Source organism: Moraxella boevrei DSM 14165 (assembly GCF_000379845.1).
Taxonomy (GTDB): Bacteria; Pseudomonadota; Gammaproteobacteria; order Pseudomonadales; family Moraxellaceae; genus Faucicola; species Faucicola boevrei.
In genome coordinates, this window is sequence record NZ_KB903793.1 from 32,757 (window position 1) to 52,798 (window position 20,042).

At 39.9% G+C, this 20,042-nt stretch carries 18 protein-coding genes; 5 read left to right on the forward strand and 13 right to left on the reverse strand.

All coding sequences use genetic code 11. The annotated features are described in order from the left end of the window. The first annotated feature begins 134 nt into the window (after positions 1-134). On the forward strand, positions 135-1,664 hold the full coding sequence (locus tag A3G3_RS0108020) for a hypothetical protein (RefSeq protein ID WP_019520020.1): 1,530 nt from the start codon (positions 135-137) through the stop codon (positions 1,662-1,664). Positions 1,665-1,729: 65 nt separating this feature from the next. Further along, complete coding sequence (locus A3G3_RS0108025) at positions 1,730-2,845, forward strand: DUF5723 family protein (protein WP_019520021.1); 1,116 nt, start codon at positions 1,730-1,732, stop codon at positions 2,843-2,845. A gap of 6 nt (positions 2,846-2,851) precedes the next feature. Here A3G3_RS0108025 and A3G3_RS0108030 read toward each other — a convergent pair whose 3' ends face one another. After that, the gene (locus A3G3_RS0108030; RefSeq protein ID WP_019520022.1) at positions 2,852-4,099 is read right to left on the reverse strand and encodes an O-succinylhomoserine sulfhydrylase; all 1,248 of its coding nucleotides are present in this window, start codon (positions 4,097-4,099) and stop codon (positions 2,852-2,854) included. Between the two features lie 143 nt (positions 4,100-4,242). Between A3G3_RS0108030 and A3G3_RS14520 the strand changes: the two genes are divergently transcribed. Beyond that, a complete protein-coding gene (locus A3G3_RS14520; RefSeq protein ID WP_156802134.1) occupies positions 4,243-4,410 on the forward strand; it encodes a hypothetical protein in 168 nt (55 codons plus the stop codon). Positions 4,411-4,451: 41 nt separating this feature from the next. On the opposite strand, the gene A3G3_RS0108040 is transcribed toward A3G3_RS14520, so the two are convergent. The 3 genes from A3G3_RS0108040 to ppx form a co-directional block, all read right to left on the reverse strand. After that, positions 4,452-6,299: a phosphoenolpyruvate carboxykinase (GTP) gene (locus A3G3_RS0108040; RefSeq protein WP_019520023.1), complete on the reverse strand. Its 1,848-nt coding sequence runs from the start codon at positions 6,297-6,299 to the stop codon at positions 4,452-4,454. Positions 6,300-6,661: 362 nt separating this feature from the next. Beyond that, complete coding sequence (locus A3G3_RS0108045; RefSeq protein ID WP_019520024.1) at positions 6,662-7,456, reverse strand: acetyl-CoA carboxylase carboxyltransferase subunit alpha; 795 nt, start codon at positions 7,454-7,456, stop codon at positions 6,662-6,664. A 51-nt stretch (positions 7,457-7,507) separates the two neighbouring features. Beyond that, a complete protein-coding gene (gene ppx / locus A3G3_RS0108050; protein WP_019520025.1) occupies positions 7,508-9,055 on the reverse strand; it encodes an exopolyphosphatase in 1,548 nt (515 codons plus the stop codon). A gap of 250 nt (positions 9,056-9,305) precedes the next feature. Between ppx and A3G3_RS0108055 the strand changes: the two genes are divergently transcribed. Beyond that, entirely contained in the window at positions 9,306-10,112 is an 807-nt protein-coding gene (locus A3G3_RS0108055) for a Cof-type HAD-IIB family hydrolase (protein ID WP_019520026.1), read from the forward strand. A gap of 53 nt (positions 10,113-10,165) precedes the next feature. Here the strand turns inward: A3G3_RS0108055 and A3G3_RS0108060 are convergent, their stop codons facing one another. The 9 genes from A3G3_RS0108060 to A3G3_RS0108100 form a co-directional block, all read right to left on the reverse strand. After that, positions 10,166-11,881 (reverse strand): formate--tetrahydrofolate ligase, encoded by a 1,716-nt coding sequence (locus A3G3_RS0108060; protein WP_019520027.1) that lies wholly within the window; start codon positions 11,879-11,881, stop codon positions 10,166-10,168. A 90-nt stretch (positions 11,882-11,971) separates the two neighbouring features. After that, positions 11,972-12,706, reverse strand: coding sequence for a sulfite exporter TauE/SafE family protein (locus A3G3_RS0108065; protein WP_019520028.1), 735 nt, complete (start codon positions 12,704-12,706; stop codon positions 11,972-11,974). Between the two features lie 9 nt (positions 12,707-12,715). Further along, positions 12,716-13,453 carry a hypothetical protein gene (locus A3G3_RS0108070; RefSeq protein ID WP_019520029.1) on the reverse strand — a complete coding sequence of 246 codons (738 nt, stop codon included), beginning with the start codon at positions 13,451-13,453 and terminating at the stop codon, positions 12,716-12,718. Position 13,454: 1 nt separating this feature from the next. Continuing rightward, positions 13,455-14,936: an RNA ligase gene (locus tag A3G3_RS0108075; RefSeq protein ID WP_019520030.1), complete on the reverse strand. Its 1,482-nt coding sequence runs from the start codon at positions 14,934-14,936 to the stop codon at positions 13,455-13,457. 265 nt (positions 14,937-15,201) lie between these two features. Then, positions 15,202-15,846 carry an ATP phosphoribosyltransferase gene (gene hisG, locus A3G3_RS0108080; protein WP_019520031.1) on the reverse strand — a complete coding sequence of 215 codons (645 nt, stop codon included), beginning with the start codon at positions 15,844-15,846 and terminating at the stop codon, positions 15,202-15,204. Positions 15,847-15,964: 118 nt separating this feature from the next. Further along, a complete protein-coding gene (locus A3G3_RS0108085; RefSeq protein ID WP_019520032.1) occupies positions 15,965-16,156 on the reverse strand; it encodes a hypothetical protein in 192 nt (63 codons plus the stop codon). Further along, positions 16,156-16,968 carry a DNA adenine methylase gene (locus A3G3_RS0108090; protein ID WP_019520033.1) on the reverse strand — a complete coding sequence of 271 codons (813 nt, stop codon included), beginning with the start codon at positions 16,966-16,968 and terminating at the stop codon, positions 16,156-16,158. The genes A3G3_RS0108085 and A3G3_RS0108090 overlap by 1 nt, the downstream gene beginning before the upstream one ends. Further along, the gene (gene murA / locus A3G3_RS0108095) at positions 16,968-18,230 is read right to left on the reverse strand and encodes a UDP-N-acetylglucosamine 1-carboxyvinyltransferase (protein ID WP_019520034.1); all 1,263 of its coding nucleotides are present in this window, start codon (positions 18,228-18,230) and stop codon (positions 16,968-16,970) included. The genes A3G3_RS0108090 and murA overlap by 1 nt, the downstream gene beginning before the upstream one ends. 38 nt (positions 18,231-18,268) lie before the next feature. Beyond that, on the reverse strand, positions 18,269-18,517 hold the full coding sequence (locus A3G3_RS0108100) for a BolA family protein (RefSeq protein WP_019520035.1): 249 nt from the start codon (positions 18,515-18,517) through the stop codon (positions 18,269-18,271). 277 nt (positions 18,518-18,794) lie between these two features. On the opposite strand from A3G3_RS0108100, the gene ppk2 reads away from it, so the two are divergent. After that, complete coding sequence (gene ppk2, locus A3G3_RS0108105) at positions 18,795-20,000, forward strand: polyphosphate kinase 2 (protein WP_019520036.1); 1,206 nt, start codon at positions 18,795-18,797, stop codon at positions 19,998-20,000. Positions 20,001-20,042: the final 42 nt, after the last annotated feature.

The window sequence follows — 20,042 nt, forward strand, 5'->3', positions numbered from 1 at the left end:
GTAAGGTTTTCATTGACTTTATTGTTAATAAATGTTAATTTATTATTAAGCAAGTTAAGTGGTTTGTAATTTGTGATGTTATGATCTTACATCAGTTAGTTATTAATATCTTTTGAAAACCTTAGGTATTTATCATGAAAAACTTATCTTTAAATAAATTAGCAATCGCTTGTACGTTCGCTCTAGGATTAACCGCTTGTGGTGGCTCTGGTGGTGGTTCAAATTCAAATAATAGTGGTGTAACACAACCTAGCCCACCTGTACAACCAACAACCCCAGTAACGCCAACAACCCCAAATACATCAGCTAGTGACTTGGCAAAAGCCAAAGACTTGATTAATACAGCAAAAACCTTTGTTACAGACAGCAAAGCGGTATCAAATGTCTATGAAAATGCCAGCGATATTCTAAACCACACACAAGGTCAACGTGTTGACATGGTCTTGAATATTCCATCTACTTTACAAAAATGGATGCAAGAAAATGGTGCAACTTCTTTGACTGCTCAAAAAGTCAAAGAAATTAGTAAAAAACCAGATGGTTCGGTATTTAGAGATAATATTTATAGTGATTTGGATCATGCCTCACTTGAACCAAGTAATGATTTTTCAGCCAGATTGGATAATCAAGGTAACTTAACCTTAACAGGTACAATCAGCGTTAAAAAAGATAAAGTAACTTACGAATGGAACCATCAAATAAATGAATGGTCTACCAAGGTTGTTGGTTCAGATATATTTAACATTGTTTATAAAAACTTAACTGCTAAACTAGCTAATACAACAGCAAGTAGATCCTATACAGGTACTTATGGCTTTGATGAAGTTATTGTTGGTAGTGATGCTGATGAATTCAAATTAAAAGCTCAAGCCAAACTAACAGCCAACTTTAATAAAAATGTTGCAGTTGATAAAGATTTTGATTTAACCGATGAGCAAGAAAAAGGTTTGCGTTTACAACAAGCAGTGGCTACCTTTAGCAATGTAACTTTGACTACCAAAAAAGATACCATCGCTGTGAATAATATGGAAATATCTGCCTTAGATATTGAAAACACAATTCAAGGTAAAAAAGTCGCTAAAATAATTCCATACTCACTTAAGCTAACAGGTAAATTAACCAGAACTGAACCAAAAACAGATTTGGATTTGACTTTAAATCTAGTTGCTAAAGACAGTGCTGTAAAAGATGCCTTGACTGTTAAACTAGATGATGATGGGTATTATTCAGATACTTATGTGGAAGAAAAAGCGGGTAAATACCTACCAGCGACAGCCTTGCTTAGCATAAAAGGTAGTGTTGCAAAAACCAACAATGCCTCAAATGCGGTTACCATTCCGCTGAATTTCCAAGCTAATCTGGACCGCACATCTCGTACCGATATTAACTTGAAAAACTTAACAGCAACTGTCAATGGTAAAACGCTAAATGTGGTTGGTAGCACAACATTAAATAATGATTACGATACCATTAAACAAACCTTTACCTTTAGCCAACAAAGTGGGGCAAGTTTGACCATTCATGTTAATGAAGGCGGTGAATTGGTTAAAACTGGCAACAAAATCGCAGATATTACTGTTAATGGTAAAGATTATGGTGATTTGTTGGATAATAATGGTAAAGTTACCGCAAAATTTAGCGACAATACCACCATTGCTCTATAATGTTGTAAATTCTCAACAAAAAGACAGTTTCGGCTGTCTTTTTTGTTGATTTTTAGGAAAAATTGATGACAAAGTTTTATCAAAAATTATTGATAGTATCGATAATTGCTATCACACCATTTGCCAATGCAACGACAAAAAATGATATTCATCTGACAGTGGACGCATCGCTCTACAGCCCGACACAGTCTATTATTAGCTTTACTGATGATTGGGAAAAACCGCTAGATAGTGGTAATACCGCCTTTGCTCATGGGCGTGTGGTGGTGAATATCCAACCAAAACAACAAAGTTGGCACTATGGGGCAAACTGGCGGTATGATTATTTGCTAAAATTTGATGGAAAAACTGCCAAACTCTATCATCAATATAAAAATAAACAAAAATTGCCAAATGGTGAAAACCACCCTGTGAAAATTCATGCCAACCATAATCAAAGGATAGGTGTACATTTTGGTAAACAATGGCAAGTACAACCAAATTGGCAAATTAGCACCAATGCCAATCTGTGGCAAGGGCAGAAAGTGGTGAACGGTCGTGTAGAAGGTGATGTGCAAACCATTGCAAATCCGCTTGTTGTTAATAAACTAACCGACCAAATTCACAAAACCAATTTAGCGATAGATTATTTTTATGACAAACCTGCATTAAAAGAAGCAGGCTTAGACTGGTATCCAAACAAACCTGATGGTTATGGCTATTCTTTTGATATTGGTATCGAAGGTGAGCTTGGCAAAAATACCAAAATGGCGGTCAATGTTTATGATATTTTTGGCAAAATGTACTGGAAAAAAGCCCCAACCACAATGTATGATTTTAGGTATGACATTGATAGACCTAATGGACAGAACGAGTATGATTTATTAGGAAAACTGGATAATCAGGATAAAATTCAAGATTTGACATGGTATGCAACAAGCCAAATAGAGCATCAAATTAACCAAAGCTGGAAAATTGGGCTACATAGTGAATTTAATAAATATCATGATTTGCATAAAATCGCAATGAGCTATCAGCCTAACTTGCCTTTACAAATTACGGGCTTGGTTGAACCAAAAACCCGTGCTGTTGGCTTGGCAGTTCGTTCCAAAAATTTTGGTGTGCAATGGCTGACCGATAATTTAAATACAAATAAAGCAAAACGAGCGAATTTAGCATTATCCGCCCATGATGCTTGGTAATATGATTTATAAACTATCTAAACCACGCTTTAAATCCTTGATGATATCGTCCACATGTTCAAGCCCCACCGACAAGCGGATAAGTCCGTCATTCACGCCTGCATCTGCTCGTTGCTCGGCGGTCATTCTAAAATGCGTGGTGGTCGCAGGGTGGGTGATGGTGGTTTTGGCATCGCCTAAATTATTGGTAATACTAATCATTTTGGTATTGTCAATAATATGCCACGCACTATTTTGGTCGGCAACTTCAAAGCCAATAATCGCCCCAAATGCTCCGCCTGCCATTGGCAAATGACTGTGCTGGCGTTTGGCAAGTTCGTGGCTTGCGTGGTCTTTTAGCCCTGAAAAATGTACTTTTTTAACTTTTGGGTGATTTTGCAAAAACTCGGCAACTTGATTGGCATTCTCACAATGGGCTTTCATTCTTAAAGACAAGGTTTCAAGCCCCTTTAACAGCACCCACGCATTAAAGGGCGACAAGCTAATCCCCCCTGTTCGCACCACGCCAAAGGCTTTTTCCATAAGGAGGTCAGAGCCAACCAATGCCCCGCCCAGCACACGCCCTTGACCGTCAATGTATTTGGAAGCTGAATGAATGACAATATCTGCCCCAAGTGTCAAGGGTTTTTGCAGTGCAGGGGTGGCAAAACAGTTGTCCACAATCAATAACGCCCCTTTGTTGTGGGCGATTTTGGCAATCGCTGTGATGTCGGCAATTTGTGCCAAAGGATTAGACGGCGTTTCTAGGTAGCACACTTTGGTGTTGTCCGTCATCGCATTTGCCCAAGCGGTATTGTCAAAACAGTCCACATAGCTGACTTCCACGCCAAACGCACGAAAGTAAGTGTCAAACAACGCCACCGATGAACCAAACAATTGCTTGGCACACAGCATATGGTCGCCTGCTTTGAGATATGCCAAGCACATCGTCAAAATCGCCCCCATACCGCTTGCGGTCGCCACACAGCGTTCGCCTTGTTCAAGCAGTGCAAGCCGTCTTTCAAAGGCACGCACGGTGGGGTTGGTATGACGGCTGTACACATTGCCTTTTTTGTTGCCATTAAAATGGTCGGCGGCGTCCTGTGCGTTTTGATAGACATAGCTACTGGTGGCAAAAATCGCTTCACTATGCTCGCCTTCGTCCGTGCGATGATAACCGCCACGCACGGCAAGCGTTTGCATCGCAAAATTAAGGCTTGGGTCTAGGGCATCATTTTGCCAGTTTGGGTCTAATTTTGGATTAATTTCGCTCATCATGTTCCTTGTTTTTATGAAAAATTATGGTAATTATCATAGCCGATTTTTAGGACTTTGCGTTTTTTTCTCATAAAACATTACAATTTCATCAGTAGCACAATCAATAAAATAAGGTTAATCCCAACGGTGGCATAAAAAATTTGGCGAAAACTGGTTTAAAAAATTTCTTGCTGATTTTGGGTTTGGATAAAGCCAAAACCTTTGTCGTCTTGCCAACGGATAATTTTGCCTTGTTGTTTCATTGGTTTAGCCTTGATGAATTTTTGATAGATAGTAAATTCAATAAATCACAAAAGCCCAAATCTTAAATTTAGGCTTTTTAATTGTTAAAATATTGAATGAAAAAATATTACATTTTTTCTACACGTTCACCCGTTTTTTGGCGAGCTTGTTTTAATGCTTCTGGCAAACGGCTACCGATTTTGTCAAATAGTTCATCGTGGCTGGCAAGTTCAGCTTGCCATTTTTCTTTGTCCAGACTGGTAACGGTGTTAAACTGTTCTTGACTAAAGGCTAAGCCGTCCCAATTTAAATCATCATACGTTGGCATATAGCCGATTGGCGTTTCTACGGCGTTGGCATCGCCTATGGCTCGTTTTAAAATCCACTCAAGCACACGCATATTTTGACCATAGCCGTCCCATGCAAATTTGCCGTCAGCATCACGTCTAAACCAGTTTACGTTAAAGATTTTTGGTAATGTATTGCCGTGTTGTTCAGCGACTTTGCCAACCTTTTCGCCCATATCTAACCAATGCTGGAAGTAGTCGCCCATGTTGTAGCCTGCAAATGGTAACATGGCAAATGGGTCACGGCGAACAACACCTTGTTGTCCTTCGGCGGCAGCGGTAACTTCTGACCCCATGGTAGCGGCTTTATACACACCGTCCACCCAGTCAAAACTCTCAACCACCAATGGCACAGTATCCGCACGGCGACCACCAAAGATAAAGGCAGAAATTGGCACACCATTTGGATTTTCCCAGTCTTTGTCAATAATTGGACAGTTGCTTGCTGATACGGTAAAGCGAGCATTGGCGTGAGCAGATTTTTTGCCATTTTTACCGTCTTCGGGTGTCCAGTCATTGCCTTGCCAATCAGTTAAATGGGCTGGAGCTTCTTTGCTTTTGCCTTCCCACCACACATCGCCGTCATCGGTGAAGGCAACGTTGGTATAAATTACATCTTTGTGTAAGGTATCTAAACATACTGGGTTGGTGGCATTAGATGTACCGGGAGCTACGCCAAAAAAGCCTGCTTCAGGGTTAATCGCATAAAAACGTCCGTCTGTGCTAGGTTTAATCCAAGCAATATCATCGCCAACGGTTTCTACTTTCCAACCTTCATAGCCTTTTGGTGGAATTAACATGGCAAAGTTGGTCTTACCACAGGCGGATGGAAAGGCGGCCGCAACGTAGTGTTTTTCGCCTTGTGGATTGGTAACGCCAAGAATTAACATATGTTCGGCAAGCCAGCCTTCTTCACGACCCATAACAGATGCAATACGCAAGGCTAAACATTTTTTGCCAAGTAGGGCATTACCGCCATAGCCTGAACCGTATGACCAAATTTCACGAGTCTCTGGATAATGCACAATATATTTTTCATCATTGCAAGGCCATTTCACATCTTTTTCGCCGTCTTGCAACGGCTTGCCAACGCTATGCACACAAGGCACAAAACCACCATTTTCACCCAATACATCAAATACCGCACGCCCCATACGAGCCATGCGTTTCATATTGACCACCACATAAGGCGAGTCAGAAATTTCAACGCCAATATGAGCGATATGACTACCCAAAGGCCCCATGCTAAACGGCACAACGTACATGGTACGTCCTTTCATACAGCCGTCAAACAGCTTGTCCAAAGTCGCACTCATCTCTTTAGGGTCAGCCCAGTTATTGGTTGCACCTGCGTCAATTTGTTTTTCGCTACAAATAAAAGTACGTCCTTCTACACGAGCCACATCAGATGGGTCAGAACACGCCAAAAATGAATTTTTGCATTTGTCATCGTTTAATTTGACCATAGTCCCTTGCTTAACCATTAAGTTTAGCAAACGTTGGTCTTCATCTTCTGAGCCATCGCACCATTCAATGCGGTCTGGTTTGGCAAGCTCGGCGATTTTTTGCACAAAGTCAATCACGCCTTGATGTTTGACATAGTCAGGGGTGTTTAATACTACCGTCATGATAAACTCCAATATTGGAAAAAAATAATAAAAACGCTAAATGCACAAAAACCGTCAAATAATCAACATTTGACGGTTTATAAAATTGGCACAATCGTCTGAATGACCTGTTTTACAAAAACGGGCACTTGTTGACAAATTGGGCAGTTTTGCATATTTTGCATAAATTTAAAAAATGGTGTCATAAAAAACTTGTACATTAAACCATAAAATGCCCAAATTGTTGAGTGTTTTTTACAAAAAAACGATAAAATTTACTGAATATTGTAAATTAAAATAATCAATCCTTTTTTTATTACTTTTAACAACGCAAAGGTAAAAAAACAACATCAGTGGATGGTCTTTTTGATTTTGTTGAATATTTACAAACTTAACGTAGAATTAAAACTCATCAATTTATCATAACGTTGTTGTAATCGTATGTCTTTTGGTAACGCAGATAAGGTTTCTAATTGATTTTGCAACGTTAAGCGTAAATTATTCATTACCACATCGCTATTCACATTCGCCCCTTCGCCTTCGCTAATCACGCAATCAATCAATCCCAACGTGTGTAAATTATCCGCAGATAGTTTTAAAGCTTCGCTAGCTTGTGGGGCTTTTTCGGCGGTTTTCCACAAAATTGATGCACAACCTTCAGGCGAAATCACCGAATAAATGCTGTTTTCAAGCATATTGACACGGTCAGCCACCGCAATTGCCAACGCACCGCCTGAACCGCCTTCACCAATTACGGTTGCAATCACAGGCACACTTAACGCCGAAAACGTGGCAATACTTTCGGCAATCGCTTGGGCTTGTCCACGTTCTTCTGCACCGACCCCAGGGTATGCCCCTTGTGTATCAATAAAGGTAAACACAGGCAAATCAAAGCGTTGTGCCATTTTGACAAGGCGAATGACTTTGCGGTAACCTTCAGGATTTGCCATACCAAAATTATGCTCAATGCGTTCACGTGTGCTACGTCCACGGTGTTGCCCGATAAGCATGACAGGTTTGTCGTTGAATTTTGCCAAACCGCCCAAAATCGCCTTGTCATCGGCATAGGCTCTATCGCCCTGCAATATGTCAAATTCACTAAACAGTGTATTTGCATAATCTAAAAATAATGGGCGTTTTGGGTGGCGTGCTAATTGTACTTTTTCCCAGACAGACATGGGTTTCTTCCTTGTTTAATCAATGTTTTGATAAAATATGTTGATAAATGATTATGAATGTGGTTGTGATTGAATATCCAACGACATTCCCCATTTTTGCCAAAGTTGGCTTTCTTCTTGTAAATCAGACAACAAAAGTTGACTATTATCCAAAGTTTGGTCAAAATCTTGACTTAGTTTTGGGTTAATTCCGATTTGCCAATGGTTTTTGTCGCTTAACGTTAAGGTTAAGGGTAAAATTTCTTGTTTGCTACGGCTATGATGTATTAGCACTGCTAAACGCAATAATAAGGTTAAATAAACCAATTTTTCGCCACCTGCTTGAGAAATCAGTTGATAGCCTTCGCTTTTGAGCTTTCGGCGGTGGTGCATCACCATTTGGGCAAGGCGAGATTTATCGGTTTGTGAAAAGCCGTCAATGTCCGAATTTGCTAATAAGTACGCACTATGACGGTGATAACCGCTGTGTGACACCGCCAAGCCAATCTCATGCAAATACGCCCCACGGCGTAACAAATCGGCATCTTCTTCATCTAATCCAAGCGTATCTTGCACTTGGTCAAATAATTGTTTGGCAGTTTTTACCACTCGTTTGGCTTGTTTGGCATCCACCGAATAGCGATTCATCAAGGCTTGCACGCTTCTATCACGCACGTCTTCACTGGCAAAACGCCCAAGCATATCATACATGACACCCTCACGTAAAGCACCATCCGAGTATGCCATGGTGTCAATGCCAAGCACGCTCATACTAGCCAATAATACTGCCACACCTGCAGGCAGTACCGCCTTACGAGTGTCTTTGATTTCGGCAAAATCAATGTTATCAATATGTTTAATTTTAATTAACTGTTTTTGTAAATATTTTACACCTTTAAAGGTGATTTGGTCGTTATCGTCCATGCCTAAATTGACCAAAATTTGCTTGACTGCTTTTATCGTACCGCTTGAGCCTGTCACGCTGTCCCAGCCTGTTTTTTGGTATTGACGGCTAATTACTAATAATTCTTTGCGAGCTTGGGCAATGGCTTTTTCAAAGTTTTTTTCGTTAATTTCGCCATTAACAAAAAAACGTTTACTAAACGAGACACAGCCCATTTGCAAACTTTCGGTCAAAATCGGGTCAAAACCTTTGCCAATAATAAATTCGGTTGAACCACCGCCGATATCAATCACTAAACGTTTGTCGGTACTGGCGTTGGTGTGCGACACGCCTAGATAAATCAAACGGGCTTCTTCACGCCCTGCGATGATTTCAATCGGCTTTGGCAACACGGCATTGGCACGGCGAATAAATTCATCGGCATTTTTGGCTTGACGCAAGGTATTGGTGGCAACCACCCGTAGTCGTTCTGGCGACACCGCATCCAAGCGACCGACAAAACGGCTCAAACACGCCACACCACGCTCAATCGCTTCTTCGCTCAATACATTGTTTTCATCCAAGCCATTGGCAAGTTGCACCTTTTCTGACATGGACGCAAGTTTTCGCACTTCATGATGGTCAAGGCGTGCAATCGCAAGGTGAAAGCTGTTTGAACCAAGGTCAATGGCGGCCATCAGTTCAGAATGGCTAAGGTTATTTACTAAAGTTGGCATAATAATCGGCTTATTTTTTTGGATAAAAGGATTTTTAATAAAAAAGTTTTGCTAAAAAGATAGGTTATTTTACGCACTTTTGGTTGATTTTGCCAAATTTTTTGTTAAGCATTTTGTTAACGTTGCTTTTATGTTGTTTTGGTAAAAATTTTTAGCAAAATATGGTACTATAATTGGCAAAAGTTTTTGAAAATAATTTATTTTAAAAAATTTAACAAAAAATTAATCTGATTAAACAACAGGGATAAAAATGCAAGCAAATTTCCCCAAAATTATTTTTTTTGACATTGACGATACCCTATATCTCAAGCAACAAGACCGTGTCCCAGATAGCATTCGCCAAGTTTTTTTGGCGTTAAAACAGCGTGGGGTACTGATTGCGATAGCGACAGGGCGGGGGATTGGGATTTTTCCGCCTGTGATTTTGCAGTTGATGGATGAGATTGGCATTGACGTGGTTGTCAGTATCAACGGGCAATATGTGCAGTATCGTGGTAAGCCGTTGGTAGATTTTCCGATTGATAGGGCAGATATGCGATTTATTCGTGAACATTTGTACCAAAACAATATCGCCTGTGCCTATATGACGGCAGATAGGATTGTGGCGTTATCGGAAACCGATGCGTTAGAAAATGCCCTAAACGCCCTGCATATTCCTTATACAGTTGATGCAAATTTTGACGATACCTCGGAAAATAGCGAAAAAGTTTACCAAATTTTGGCGTTTTATGATGATAATCAAGACGAAAACTTGATGCAAATTTTGCCAAAACATTTAAAGACCATTCGTTGGCATGTGTCTGGGGTGGATATTTTAGACACCAATGGCTCAAAAGCTCGTGGCATCAAGGCGGTGCTAGATAACTTGGGACTAGAGATGGCGAATGCGTGGGCGTTTGGCGATGGCTTAAATGATATAGAAATGCTTGAAACGGTAGGATTTGGCATAGCGATGGGCAATGCTCATGCAGATTTAAAGGCGGTGGCGGATTATGTCTGTGAAAATGCAGTAGATGATGGAATTTTTAAGGTGTTACAGCAGTTTGGGGTGATTTGATAAAAGCATGGGTTAATCATTAATCCATGCTTTATTAATCATTTAACTAAAAATTAAAATAAGCCAACAATATTGCCATTTTCATCCACGTCAATTTTTTCAGCAGACGGCACTTTTGGCAAGCCGGGCATTTTCATAATGCGACCGCAAATTACCACCAAAAATCCCGCCCCATTTGACAAGCTAATATCTCGCACTGTCAAGCGAAAATCACTCGGTACGCCAAGCAGTTTGGCATTGTCTGAAAATGAATATTGGGTTTTTGCCATACAAATTGGCAAGCTGTTAATGTCAATGTTTTCAATGGCTTGTAGGCTTGTCAAGCTTGTCTTTGCGGTGTCTGATAAGTCCACACCAATCGCCCCATAAATGCGTTCGGCGAGGGTTTCAATTTTTTTAATAACGGATAAATTTTTATTATAAGCAAAGCTAAAATTGTTAGGTTTTTCAACCGCTTGCAAAACTTTTTCGGCTAAATCAAGACCACCTTTACCGCCATGCTCCCACACTTCACACAGGGCAACGCTTGCTGCTTTTTCTTCACAAGCACGAATGACAGTATTTAATTCAGCTTCACTGTCTGACACAAAACGATTGACCGCCACAACCACAGACAAGCCAAATACGTTTTGCATATTGTCAATGTGTTTTAGTAGGTTTGGTAAGCCGTCTTTTACCGCTTGCACGTTTTCAGTTTTTAAGTCATCTTTTGCCACACCGCCGTTGTATTTTAAGGCTCGCACGGTCGCTACGATTACGCACGCAGACGGCGTTAAATCGTTCATACGGCATTTGATGTCGCAGAATTTTTCCGCTCCTAGATCCGCCCCAAAGCCTGCCTCTGTAACCACAAAATCCGCCAAATGCGTTGCCATTTTGGTGGCGATGACTGAGTTACAGCCGTGTGCGATGTTGGCGAATGGACCGCCATGCACTAGGGCGGGCGTGTGGGCGATGGTCTGCACTAGGTTTGGTTTTAACGCATCTTTTAGTAGGGCAGTCATCGCACCATGAGCGTGTAAATCTTTGGCAAAAATCGCTTTATTATCAAAGGTATAAGCCACCAAAATATTGCCAAGTCGGTTTTTTAAATCATTTAAATCACTCGCCAAGCAAAAACACGCCATGACTTCGCTCGCCACCGTGATGTCAAAGCCGTCAAGACGTGGCACGCCGTCTGTCTGTTTGCCAGATTTACCCACCGAAATTCCGCTTTCAATGTGACGTAATTGACGGTCGTTCATGTCCACGACACGACGCCATAGCACACGATTTGGGTCAATATTTAGTTCATTGCCTTGAAAAATATGATTGTCAATCATGGCAGAAAGTAGGTTATTCGCTGAGCCAATGGCGTGAAAATCGCCTGTAAAATGCAGATTAATGTCTTCCATTGGCAAAACTTGCGAGTAACCACCGCCCGCCGCACCGCCTTTAATACCAAATACAGGACCAAGCGACGGCTCACGCAGGGCCACCATTGTATTTTTACCAAGATTTTTTTGTTTATTGACCAAATTTAACGCATCAGCAAGCCCAATCGTTACCGTGGTTTTGCCTTCGCCAGCTGGGGTTGGGTTAATGGCGGTTACCAAGATGATTTTGCCGTTTTTATTGGGTAATTTTTCTAGCGATTTTGGGTTGATTTTGGCTTTGGTGTGTCCGTACGGCTCGTAGTCTTCGGTGCTTAGATTGATTTTTTTGGCAAGGTCAACAATGGGTAGAAGTGTGGCTTCACTTGCGATTTGGGCATCGGTTTTGTGACTCATAATGATTTTCCTGAATGAACAAATAATAAAAAAAGGTTTGGTTTTATTATACTGTTTTTTATGGTTCTTGACAAAAAAAGTGGGCTGATTTTAGGCAAAAAATCCTTGCTCGATCATTATGGCAACAATCAACTTTAACGCAAGCAAGATCAGCAAATACGGCAAAATTTTTTTTAGCCAATTCGCCGAAAATTGATGACGCAATTTTGTGCCAATCCATGACCCAACAGTCGCCATCACTACCATAAAAATCAGTAACCGCCAATAATCCAAAAATGCAAAGCCGAGCGTCACATATACCAAAATTTTCGCCCCATGCACCACCGTCATCATCAACGCTCCCGTGGTAACGACCTGATGCGTGTCGGTATAATGTTTGTTTAGCACGGCGATGTTGAGTGGACCGGGTGTACCGACAAACACGCCCAAACCTGTCTGCAAAAACCCCACCAAAAAGAAACTTTCAAATCGGCGAATTAGGCGGTTAAAAATCGCCGACCATTGCAACAGCAAAATGTAAATGCCGATAAAAAGTGGAATTAAATCCAGTTTTACAAAACGAATCAGCACCCCAAACAGCACCATGCCAAGTATTGAACCAATGACAAACTGTTTAAACGGTTGCCAAATAATATCCCGTCGCCTAAACCACGCACGGCTTGCGTTACTGGCAAGTTGCGTGATGCCATGCACAGGAATAATGGCGATACTGGGCAAAAAAAATGGCATGAAACCGATTAAAATCATGCCACCGCCCACGCCTGTAATGGCGGTCAAAGCCGATGTGATAAGATTAATCAGTCCAAGTAAAAAGTCGTTAAGCATGGGTTAAATTTATTTTTTTTGTAAGTTTTGTTGGATTAAATAGTGTATATTTTTAATTAATTCCAAACGTTCCTTATCATCTTTTGCCATTTCAAAAGTGCAATTATCTGAGAGAATTTGCGGTATTTGTAGTTCATTAAAAATCGTCTCGTCACTAAAATGCGATAATTTTGGCAAATCGTTAAGATACGCGTCAATCTCATCAAGCGTTAAAAATTTACCATGTAAATCAAAGCCAACATTTAATATTTTACCGCCAATGTCCGATATTCTATCATGAATATGCCCGTGCAGATGATAATAACCCTTATGACAGCCGTCCCATTCAGCAATCGGATAATGAAATAAAATCAAGGTTTTATTTTCATCATGGCTATTTTTTAACTTTAACTTTAAATAACTTTGGGCTGATGATAATATCGGATTACCGTCATGTTTTTTGGTGGTTAAAAATTTCGTCAAGTTATTTTGGATAACATCATCATGATTGCCAAAAATTAAATGATGGCGACCGTTTAATTGGCTTAACGTCTGAAAAATCTGTTTTAAATCATGGCTAAAGCTTAAATCGCCCAAATTATAGACGTCATCATCCACGCCAACGGTATCATTCCATAAGTCAATCATATACTTGTCTAAAATAGAAGTATCATTTTTATCCGTACTTTTTGGGCGCGTATGCGGACAAAATTTGGCGATATTTTTATGGCTAAAATGTAAATCTGATGTGAAAAATGTTTTACTCATTTTATATATTCTCTAAAAATTTCTGTACAAATTCAATCTTTTGTAACTCATCTAATTGATTAAATTCATCTTTATTTACTTTAATATAATCCACCAGCGGATAATACTCTTCATCAACATTTCTTTTATTTAATTTATTACCCAAATTATCTGCTTGACTACGCCCAAAGAATTTAGAAATTAAATAAAACGGTGATTTTAGCTTAAATAAAAGTTGCTTGGTTTCGCTATCAAATACCATAAAACCTTCATGTTTCACGGTTTTTAATAAGGCTTTTAATTCCCCAAAAGGAATATTTAAAATCATTTCTGGGCGTTTAATATTGTATTGTTTGGCAAGGGTATTTAACTCAAATTCACTTGCCATATCACCTGTTTTGACATTGACCATACCGATTAATGTTTCCCCAAAATTTTCATTGATAATATGAACATCTTTTTCATCAGTGATTTCAAATAAAAACGTGAAATTTGGATAAGCCTTAAATAACGGCTCGTATTTTTGACAATGCTCTTCGGTCATTTTGGCAAAATCGCTGTCTAATGAACCTGTGGTAGAATACAATACTTGTTTGTTAAAATCGCTATCAAAACTTGGGTGCGAATTACCCAAATCCACATAAGTACACACCCCCAAAAATCCATTGACTTTGACCACTGCATCGACCAATCTCTCGTCCAAGACAGCTATCGGATAAGGACTGTTTTTGGCAATACGTTCAGAATAATTAAATACTTTTTTAAATGGGCGTACAATGATATTGTTATGCTCATCGATAATCAGCCCACGCATTTCAAGCAGTGCATTGTCAAATGTATTGTCATAAAACACATGACGGGCGTATTTTAATACCCATAATTGTGGATATTTTTTACTTTGTTTTTTGATAAAATTTTTGCAGGCGAAATTTAAATAATCATCAGTCACATAAGTATGATTTAATTCATTAAAGGGTAATTGTCCTTGACTAAATTTTTGCATTTTTTCAATTAAAATTTTAGTCTCATCATCAATGGGACGCACGGCAGGAACATGAATTTCTTCTCGCAATTTGTTATTATTCAAATTAACATAAGCAGATAATACGTCGATCCTTTTGACGTTGTGCGTATTCTCAAAAAAATTGTGCAGACGATAAATCTCAACACTAAATCCGTGCTTTTTTGCCATGTTGATGAGATGAATACAGCTTGACGATTTTTGATTGGTATTGGAATTAACAATCAAAATATCTTCGCTAGGGAACTTTTGTCCGTGTTTTAAAACTTCTTTAAACCATGCCAAATTCTTGCGTTGAGCCTTATCGACTGCATCGCCAGACCAACGATATACGCCATTTTCATCGGTTAAAAGCAGGTCATTTTCAAGGTGAATAATGGTAGCGTTTGGATAATCGTGGGCAAATTCGCGTATTTTTTGTTTGGCAAACGTGGATTTGCCAGAGCCTTGATGCCCACGGATTAGGATAAATTTTTGTATCATAAATAACCCCAAACTAAATTGTGTAACAATTTAGCTTTTTAAAAACAAATGGAAAATCAGCAACTTAGCTTGTCAAAATTTTGGCTAAATCACTGGTTTGGGCGGGGTCGTCGCTCAGGAATTATTTTATCATCACGCTTTTATGACAAAATAAATGTTTGGAATCACCATTCACAAAAGGAGATAAATTTTTTGTGAATGGTAAGATTTTAGTAGAAATTTTGGATTTGTCAAGCATTTTTATCAGGATTTAATATATACAAAATCAAGATTCAATACTTTGTTTAAAACTGGTTAAAATTGGTTCAAGCAGTTCAAATTTACGCTTGTAGCTGACTTGATTGACAATCAAGCGAGATGACACTTGGCAAATTTCGTCTAATGGTTCAAGTCCATTGGCTCGCAAGGTGTTGCCTGTGTCCACCACGTCCACGATGAAGTCGCCCAAACCGACAAGTGGGGCGAGTTCCATTGAGCCGTAAAGTTTGATGATGTCCACCTGTTCGCCACGATTGGCAAAATAATTGCGAGCGACATTAACGTATTTGGTGGCGATACGCAGTCGCCGATTTGGTAAGGTTTTGCCGACCACGCCTGCTGTCATCAGCCGACATTGGGCGATTTTTAGGTCAAGCAGTTCGTACAGATTTTGCGAGCCGTGTTCTAGTAACACGTCTTTGCCCGCCACACCAAAATCTGCCGCCCCATGCTCAACATAAGTTGGCACATCAGATGCTCGCAGAATTAACACTCGCACGTTTGGGTTGGTGGTGGAGAAGATGAGTTTGCGAGATTGTTCTACGTCTTCAAGTAGCTCAATATCTGCTTTGGCAAGCATTGGCATGGTTTCTTTTAAAATTCGCCCTTTGGATAGGGCTAGGGTTAAGCCGTTGTAAGTTTCTTCAGTCATTTTTCTATATCTTATAGTTGATTAAAGATTTTTGGACGAGATAGGTTCATGTGGTAAACCAAGCCATTTTAGCGGAATTTCATTAAACAAATAATGACAGTTTACCGAATGAATATAATCAAGCGTATCTTGATAAACAGGATTTTTGAACCAATCGTTCGTCATGAAACCAAACTTCATAGCCTGTACGATTTTGTGATGGCTTTAGATGATAGCCGTCAATTTGTTCAAATAACTGTTTTAAATCGGTTCTGACTTCAAAATCAAGACCAGTTTTGGTATTTGCACCACCAACACCGCCTGTTATCATCATATTTCCTTATAAATCGCCAAAATTTCACCGACTTTTTGCCGACTACTGCCTTTGGCAGAAATATTTCTTTGTACTTGTACCGTTTTTATCACCGCCCCTTGATATAAAAGCCGTGTTTGCTCGGTATCGTGGTTAGAAATCAAAACCCCTTGTGATTGATGAATAAAATCTTTTGCCAAAGTTGCCAATCGTATTTGGTCATCAAAATTAAAACCATCTTTCGCATAACTGGTAAATGATGACGTTTTATTCAAAGGCATATACGGCGGATCGCAATAAATCACATCATCTTGGCTAACTTTGCTAAAAATCTGTGCAAAATCACCACAAAAAAACTGCATTCTCGGCGATTTATTGACAAAACTTTGCAATTCTGCCTTTGGATAATAGGGTGATTTATAACGCCCAAATGGCACATTAAAACCACCTTTACGGTTATAACGACACAAGCCATTAAAGGCGTGGCGATTAAGATAAATAAATAATGCTGATTTTTTGACTATATCATTGCTATCATTAAATTCATCTCTTAACTCATAAAAACGAGTTTCTTGATTATTATCTGTGGTAAAAAATGACTGTGCATAATCAATAAAACCTTGTTTTTGCTCGGATAAGGTTTGGTATAAGTTGATTAAATCTTGATTGGTATCATTTAATATATATTCATCAAAATCTAATTGCAAGGCGACACTGGCTGAGCCAACAAAAGGCTCAACCAAACAATAACGCTTTTTTGGCAAATTTTGTTCAATAAAAGGTACAAGTTTACTTTTACCGCCTGCCCATTTTAAAAAAGGTTTTGTCATTAACCCTTCACTCTTTCAATTTGCACACCAAGTCCACGCAGTTTTTCTTCCACCTTTTCATAGCCACGGTCAATGTGATAAATACGCTCAATCGTGGTTTCGCCTTCTGCTGCCACAGCCGCCATCACTAGCGACATAGATGCACGTAAATCAGTCGCCATCACAGGGGCAGATTTCAATTTTTCTATACCTTTAACCACAGCGGTATGACCGTCCACGCTGATGTTCGCCCCCAAACGGTTGAGTTCTGGCACGTGCATATAGCGATTTTCAAAAATATTTTCAATAATGGTACTTGTACCGTCCGCAATCGCACATACCGTCATCAGTTGGGCTTGCATATCGGTTGGAAAAGCAGGGTGGGGCAGGGTGCGTATGTCCACAGCAATTGGGCGTTGGTTCATTGCCACTTCAATCCAATCATCGCCAACGCTGACTTGGGCACCCATTTCGCTAAATTTGTTTAACACCACTTGCATGATACTTGCATCGGTATGTGTGGCTTTGACACGTCCGCCTGTCATCATCGCCAATGCCAAATACGAACCTGTCTCAATGCGGTCAGGCACAACCGAATATTCACAGCCGTTTAATTTTTCCACCCCTGTAATGGTCATATAAGCCGTGCCAATGCCTTCAATTTTTGCCCCCATTTTCACCAGCATATTGGCTAAATCCACCACTTCAGGCTCTCTGGCACAGTTTTCCAAATGGGTTACACCGTCTGCCAAAACCGCCGCCATAATGGTGTTTTCTGTACCACCGACCGTTACCATATCAAACGTAAAATGACAGCCCTTTAAGCGTCCGCCGTGTGGCGTTTTGGCTTTAACATAGCCATTCTCCACCACGATTTCTGCCCCCATGGCTTCTAAGGCTTTTAAATGTTGATCCACAGGACGTGAGCCAATCGCACAACCCCCTGGTAAAGACACTTCCGCTTGTCCAAAACGTGCCAATAACGGCGCTAATACCAAAATAGATGCCCGCATGGTTTTAACCAGTTCATAAGGTGCGTAATAATTGTTAATGGTACTGGTGTCGCATGTGACTGTATCGCCATTTTTGTCAATGGTAATACCCATGCCAGCGATGAGTTCTATAAGGGTTTTCACATCTTGCAAAGTTGGCACGTTGGTCAAGGTAATTGGCGTTTCTGCCAAAATCATACCTGCCAATAACGGTAAGGCGGCATTTTTTGCCCCAGAAATTCGTACTTCGCCACAAACTTTTGTACCGCCTTTAATGACAAATTTATCCATCATATTTCCTTCATAAAGTTTTAAATATTTTAACAAAATTATGGTTTGGTTTGTAACTCATTCCATTGGGCGTGAGTTAGGGCTTGAATATTTAAGGCGTGGATTTCACCACTGGCAAATTTGTCATTGACAAGGGCAAGTACGGCTTGTTGGCGTTGTACAGGGCGTTTGCCGTCAAAGCTGTCGTCCACCACACGCACGTCAAATTTGTTACCGTTGTTGGCAGATTGGATTAGACCATTTGGAAAATGTGGTTGTAATAAATCGATTAAATCTTGGGCGTTCATAATACTACCTGGTTTGTAAAAAGTGAAATTGACTATTTTTATAAAAAAATAAAAATCTCTTTATGATAGCATATTTTTTGACAAAAATCATGGTGAAAAATTGCCCTGTTTGTCCATATTTTTAACCGATTTTTATGAAAAATTCATTGTAAATTTGACAAAAATACTCTATGCTAAAAACATAAAATTTTGTTAATTTTTTGTTTCAAAGTGGCGTTGAAAAAGGCTTTTTACACGCTAAATTTGTTTTGTTCCTGTTAATTATTCGGAGTAATTTATGACAACCACCCCAAAAAAACCAACTACTCAAAAATCGATTAATAAAGTCCAAAAAGTCACCGAGCCGTACGAAACCGACCCAGAAGCCTTGCTAGCACTCAAACAAGAAGACCGTAAAGTACGAAAAGCCACCAAAACCAAATCCGCCATCGATGACACGTTGCTTGCCGACCTAAAAAAAGGTAATGTGCAAAAAGGCAACGAACACCTTGAAGCCTTACTTCACGATGCCACAAGTGATGAACTATCCGCCTTAAAAGATATATTTGCCGAGCAAGCGATTGCTAACCGTGTCAAAACGGGTGTGAAAAAAGATGACGAACTTGCCGAAGGCTGGCGAGACGGGGCGTATCCTTATAAGAACCGCCTAAGCCGTAAAAATTATGAAGCCCAAAAATACGAACTCCAAGTTGAATTGCTCAAATTACAAAAATGGGTGAAAGAAACAGGACAAAAAGTCGTGATTTTGTTTGAAGGGCGTGATGCTGCTGGTAAAGGCGGTACCATCAAACGCTTTATGGAGCATCTAAACCCACGTGGTGCTAGAGTGATTGCCCTAGAAAAACCAACCGAACAAGAGCAAGGACAGTGGTATTTCCAGCGTTATGTCAAGCATCTACCAACCAATGGTGAAATCGTGCTGTTTGACCGTTCATGGTATAACCGTGCAGGTGTAGAGCGTGTGATGGGCTTTTGTACTGATGAGCAGTACGAAGACTTTATGCGTCAAGTTCCTGAGTTTGAAAAACATTTAATTAGTTCAGGTATTCATTTGATTAAATTTTGGTTTTCCGTTAGCCGTGACGAACAACGTCGCCGATTTGCCCAACGTGAAGCCCACCCATTAAAACAATGGAAATTATCACCGATTGACAAAGCATCTTTGAATAAATGGGACGATTACACGTTGGCAAAAGAAGCCATGTTCTACAACACCGATACCGCCGAAAGCCCTTGGATTGTTATCAAATCTGACGATAAAAAACGTGCCAGACTTGGGGCGATGCGTTATGTACTAAACAAACTGCCCTACGCCCAAAAAGAGAAGAAAAATGTACGTGCACCAGACCCGCTTATTGTCGGACGTGCAGGTGCTTTGTATGAACAAGGCGAACGAGAAGATTTAGAAGTAGCGGACGAACCAAATATTGTACTGGCTCATACCATTGAAAGCAAAAAAATTGCCAAAAAAACAAAAAAATAAATCGTTATTTTAACTTTTTTAACAAACCAATTTATTTCATGA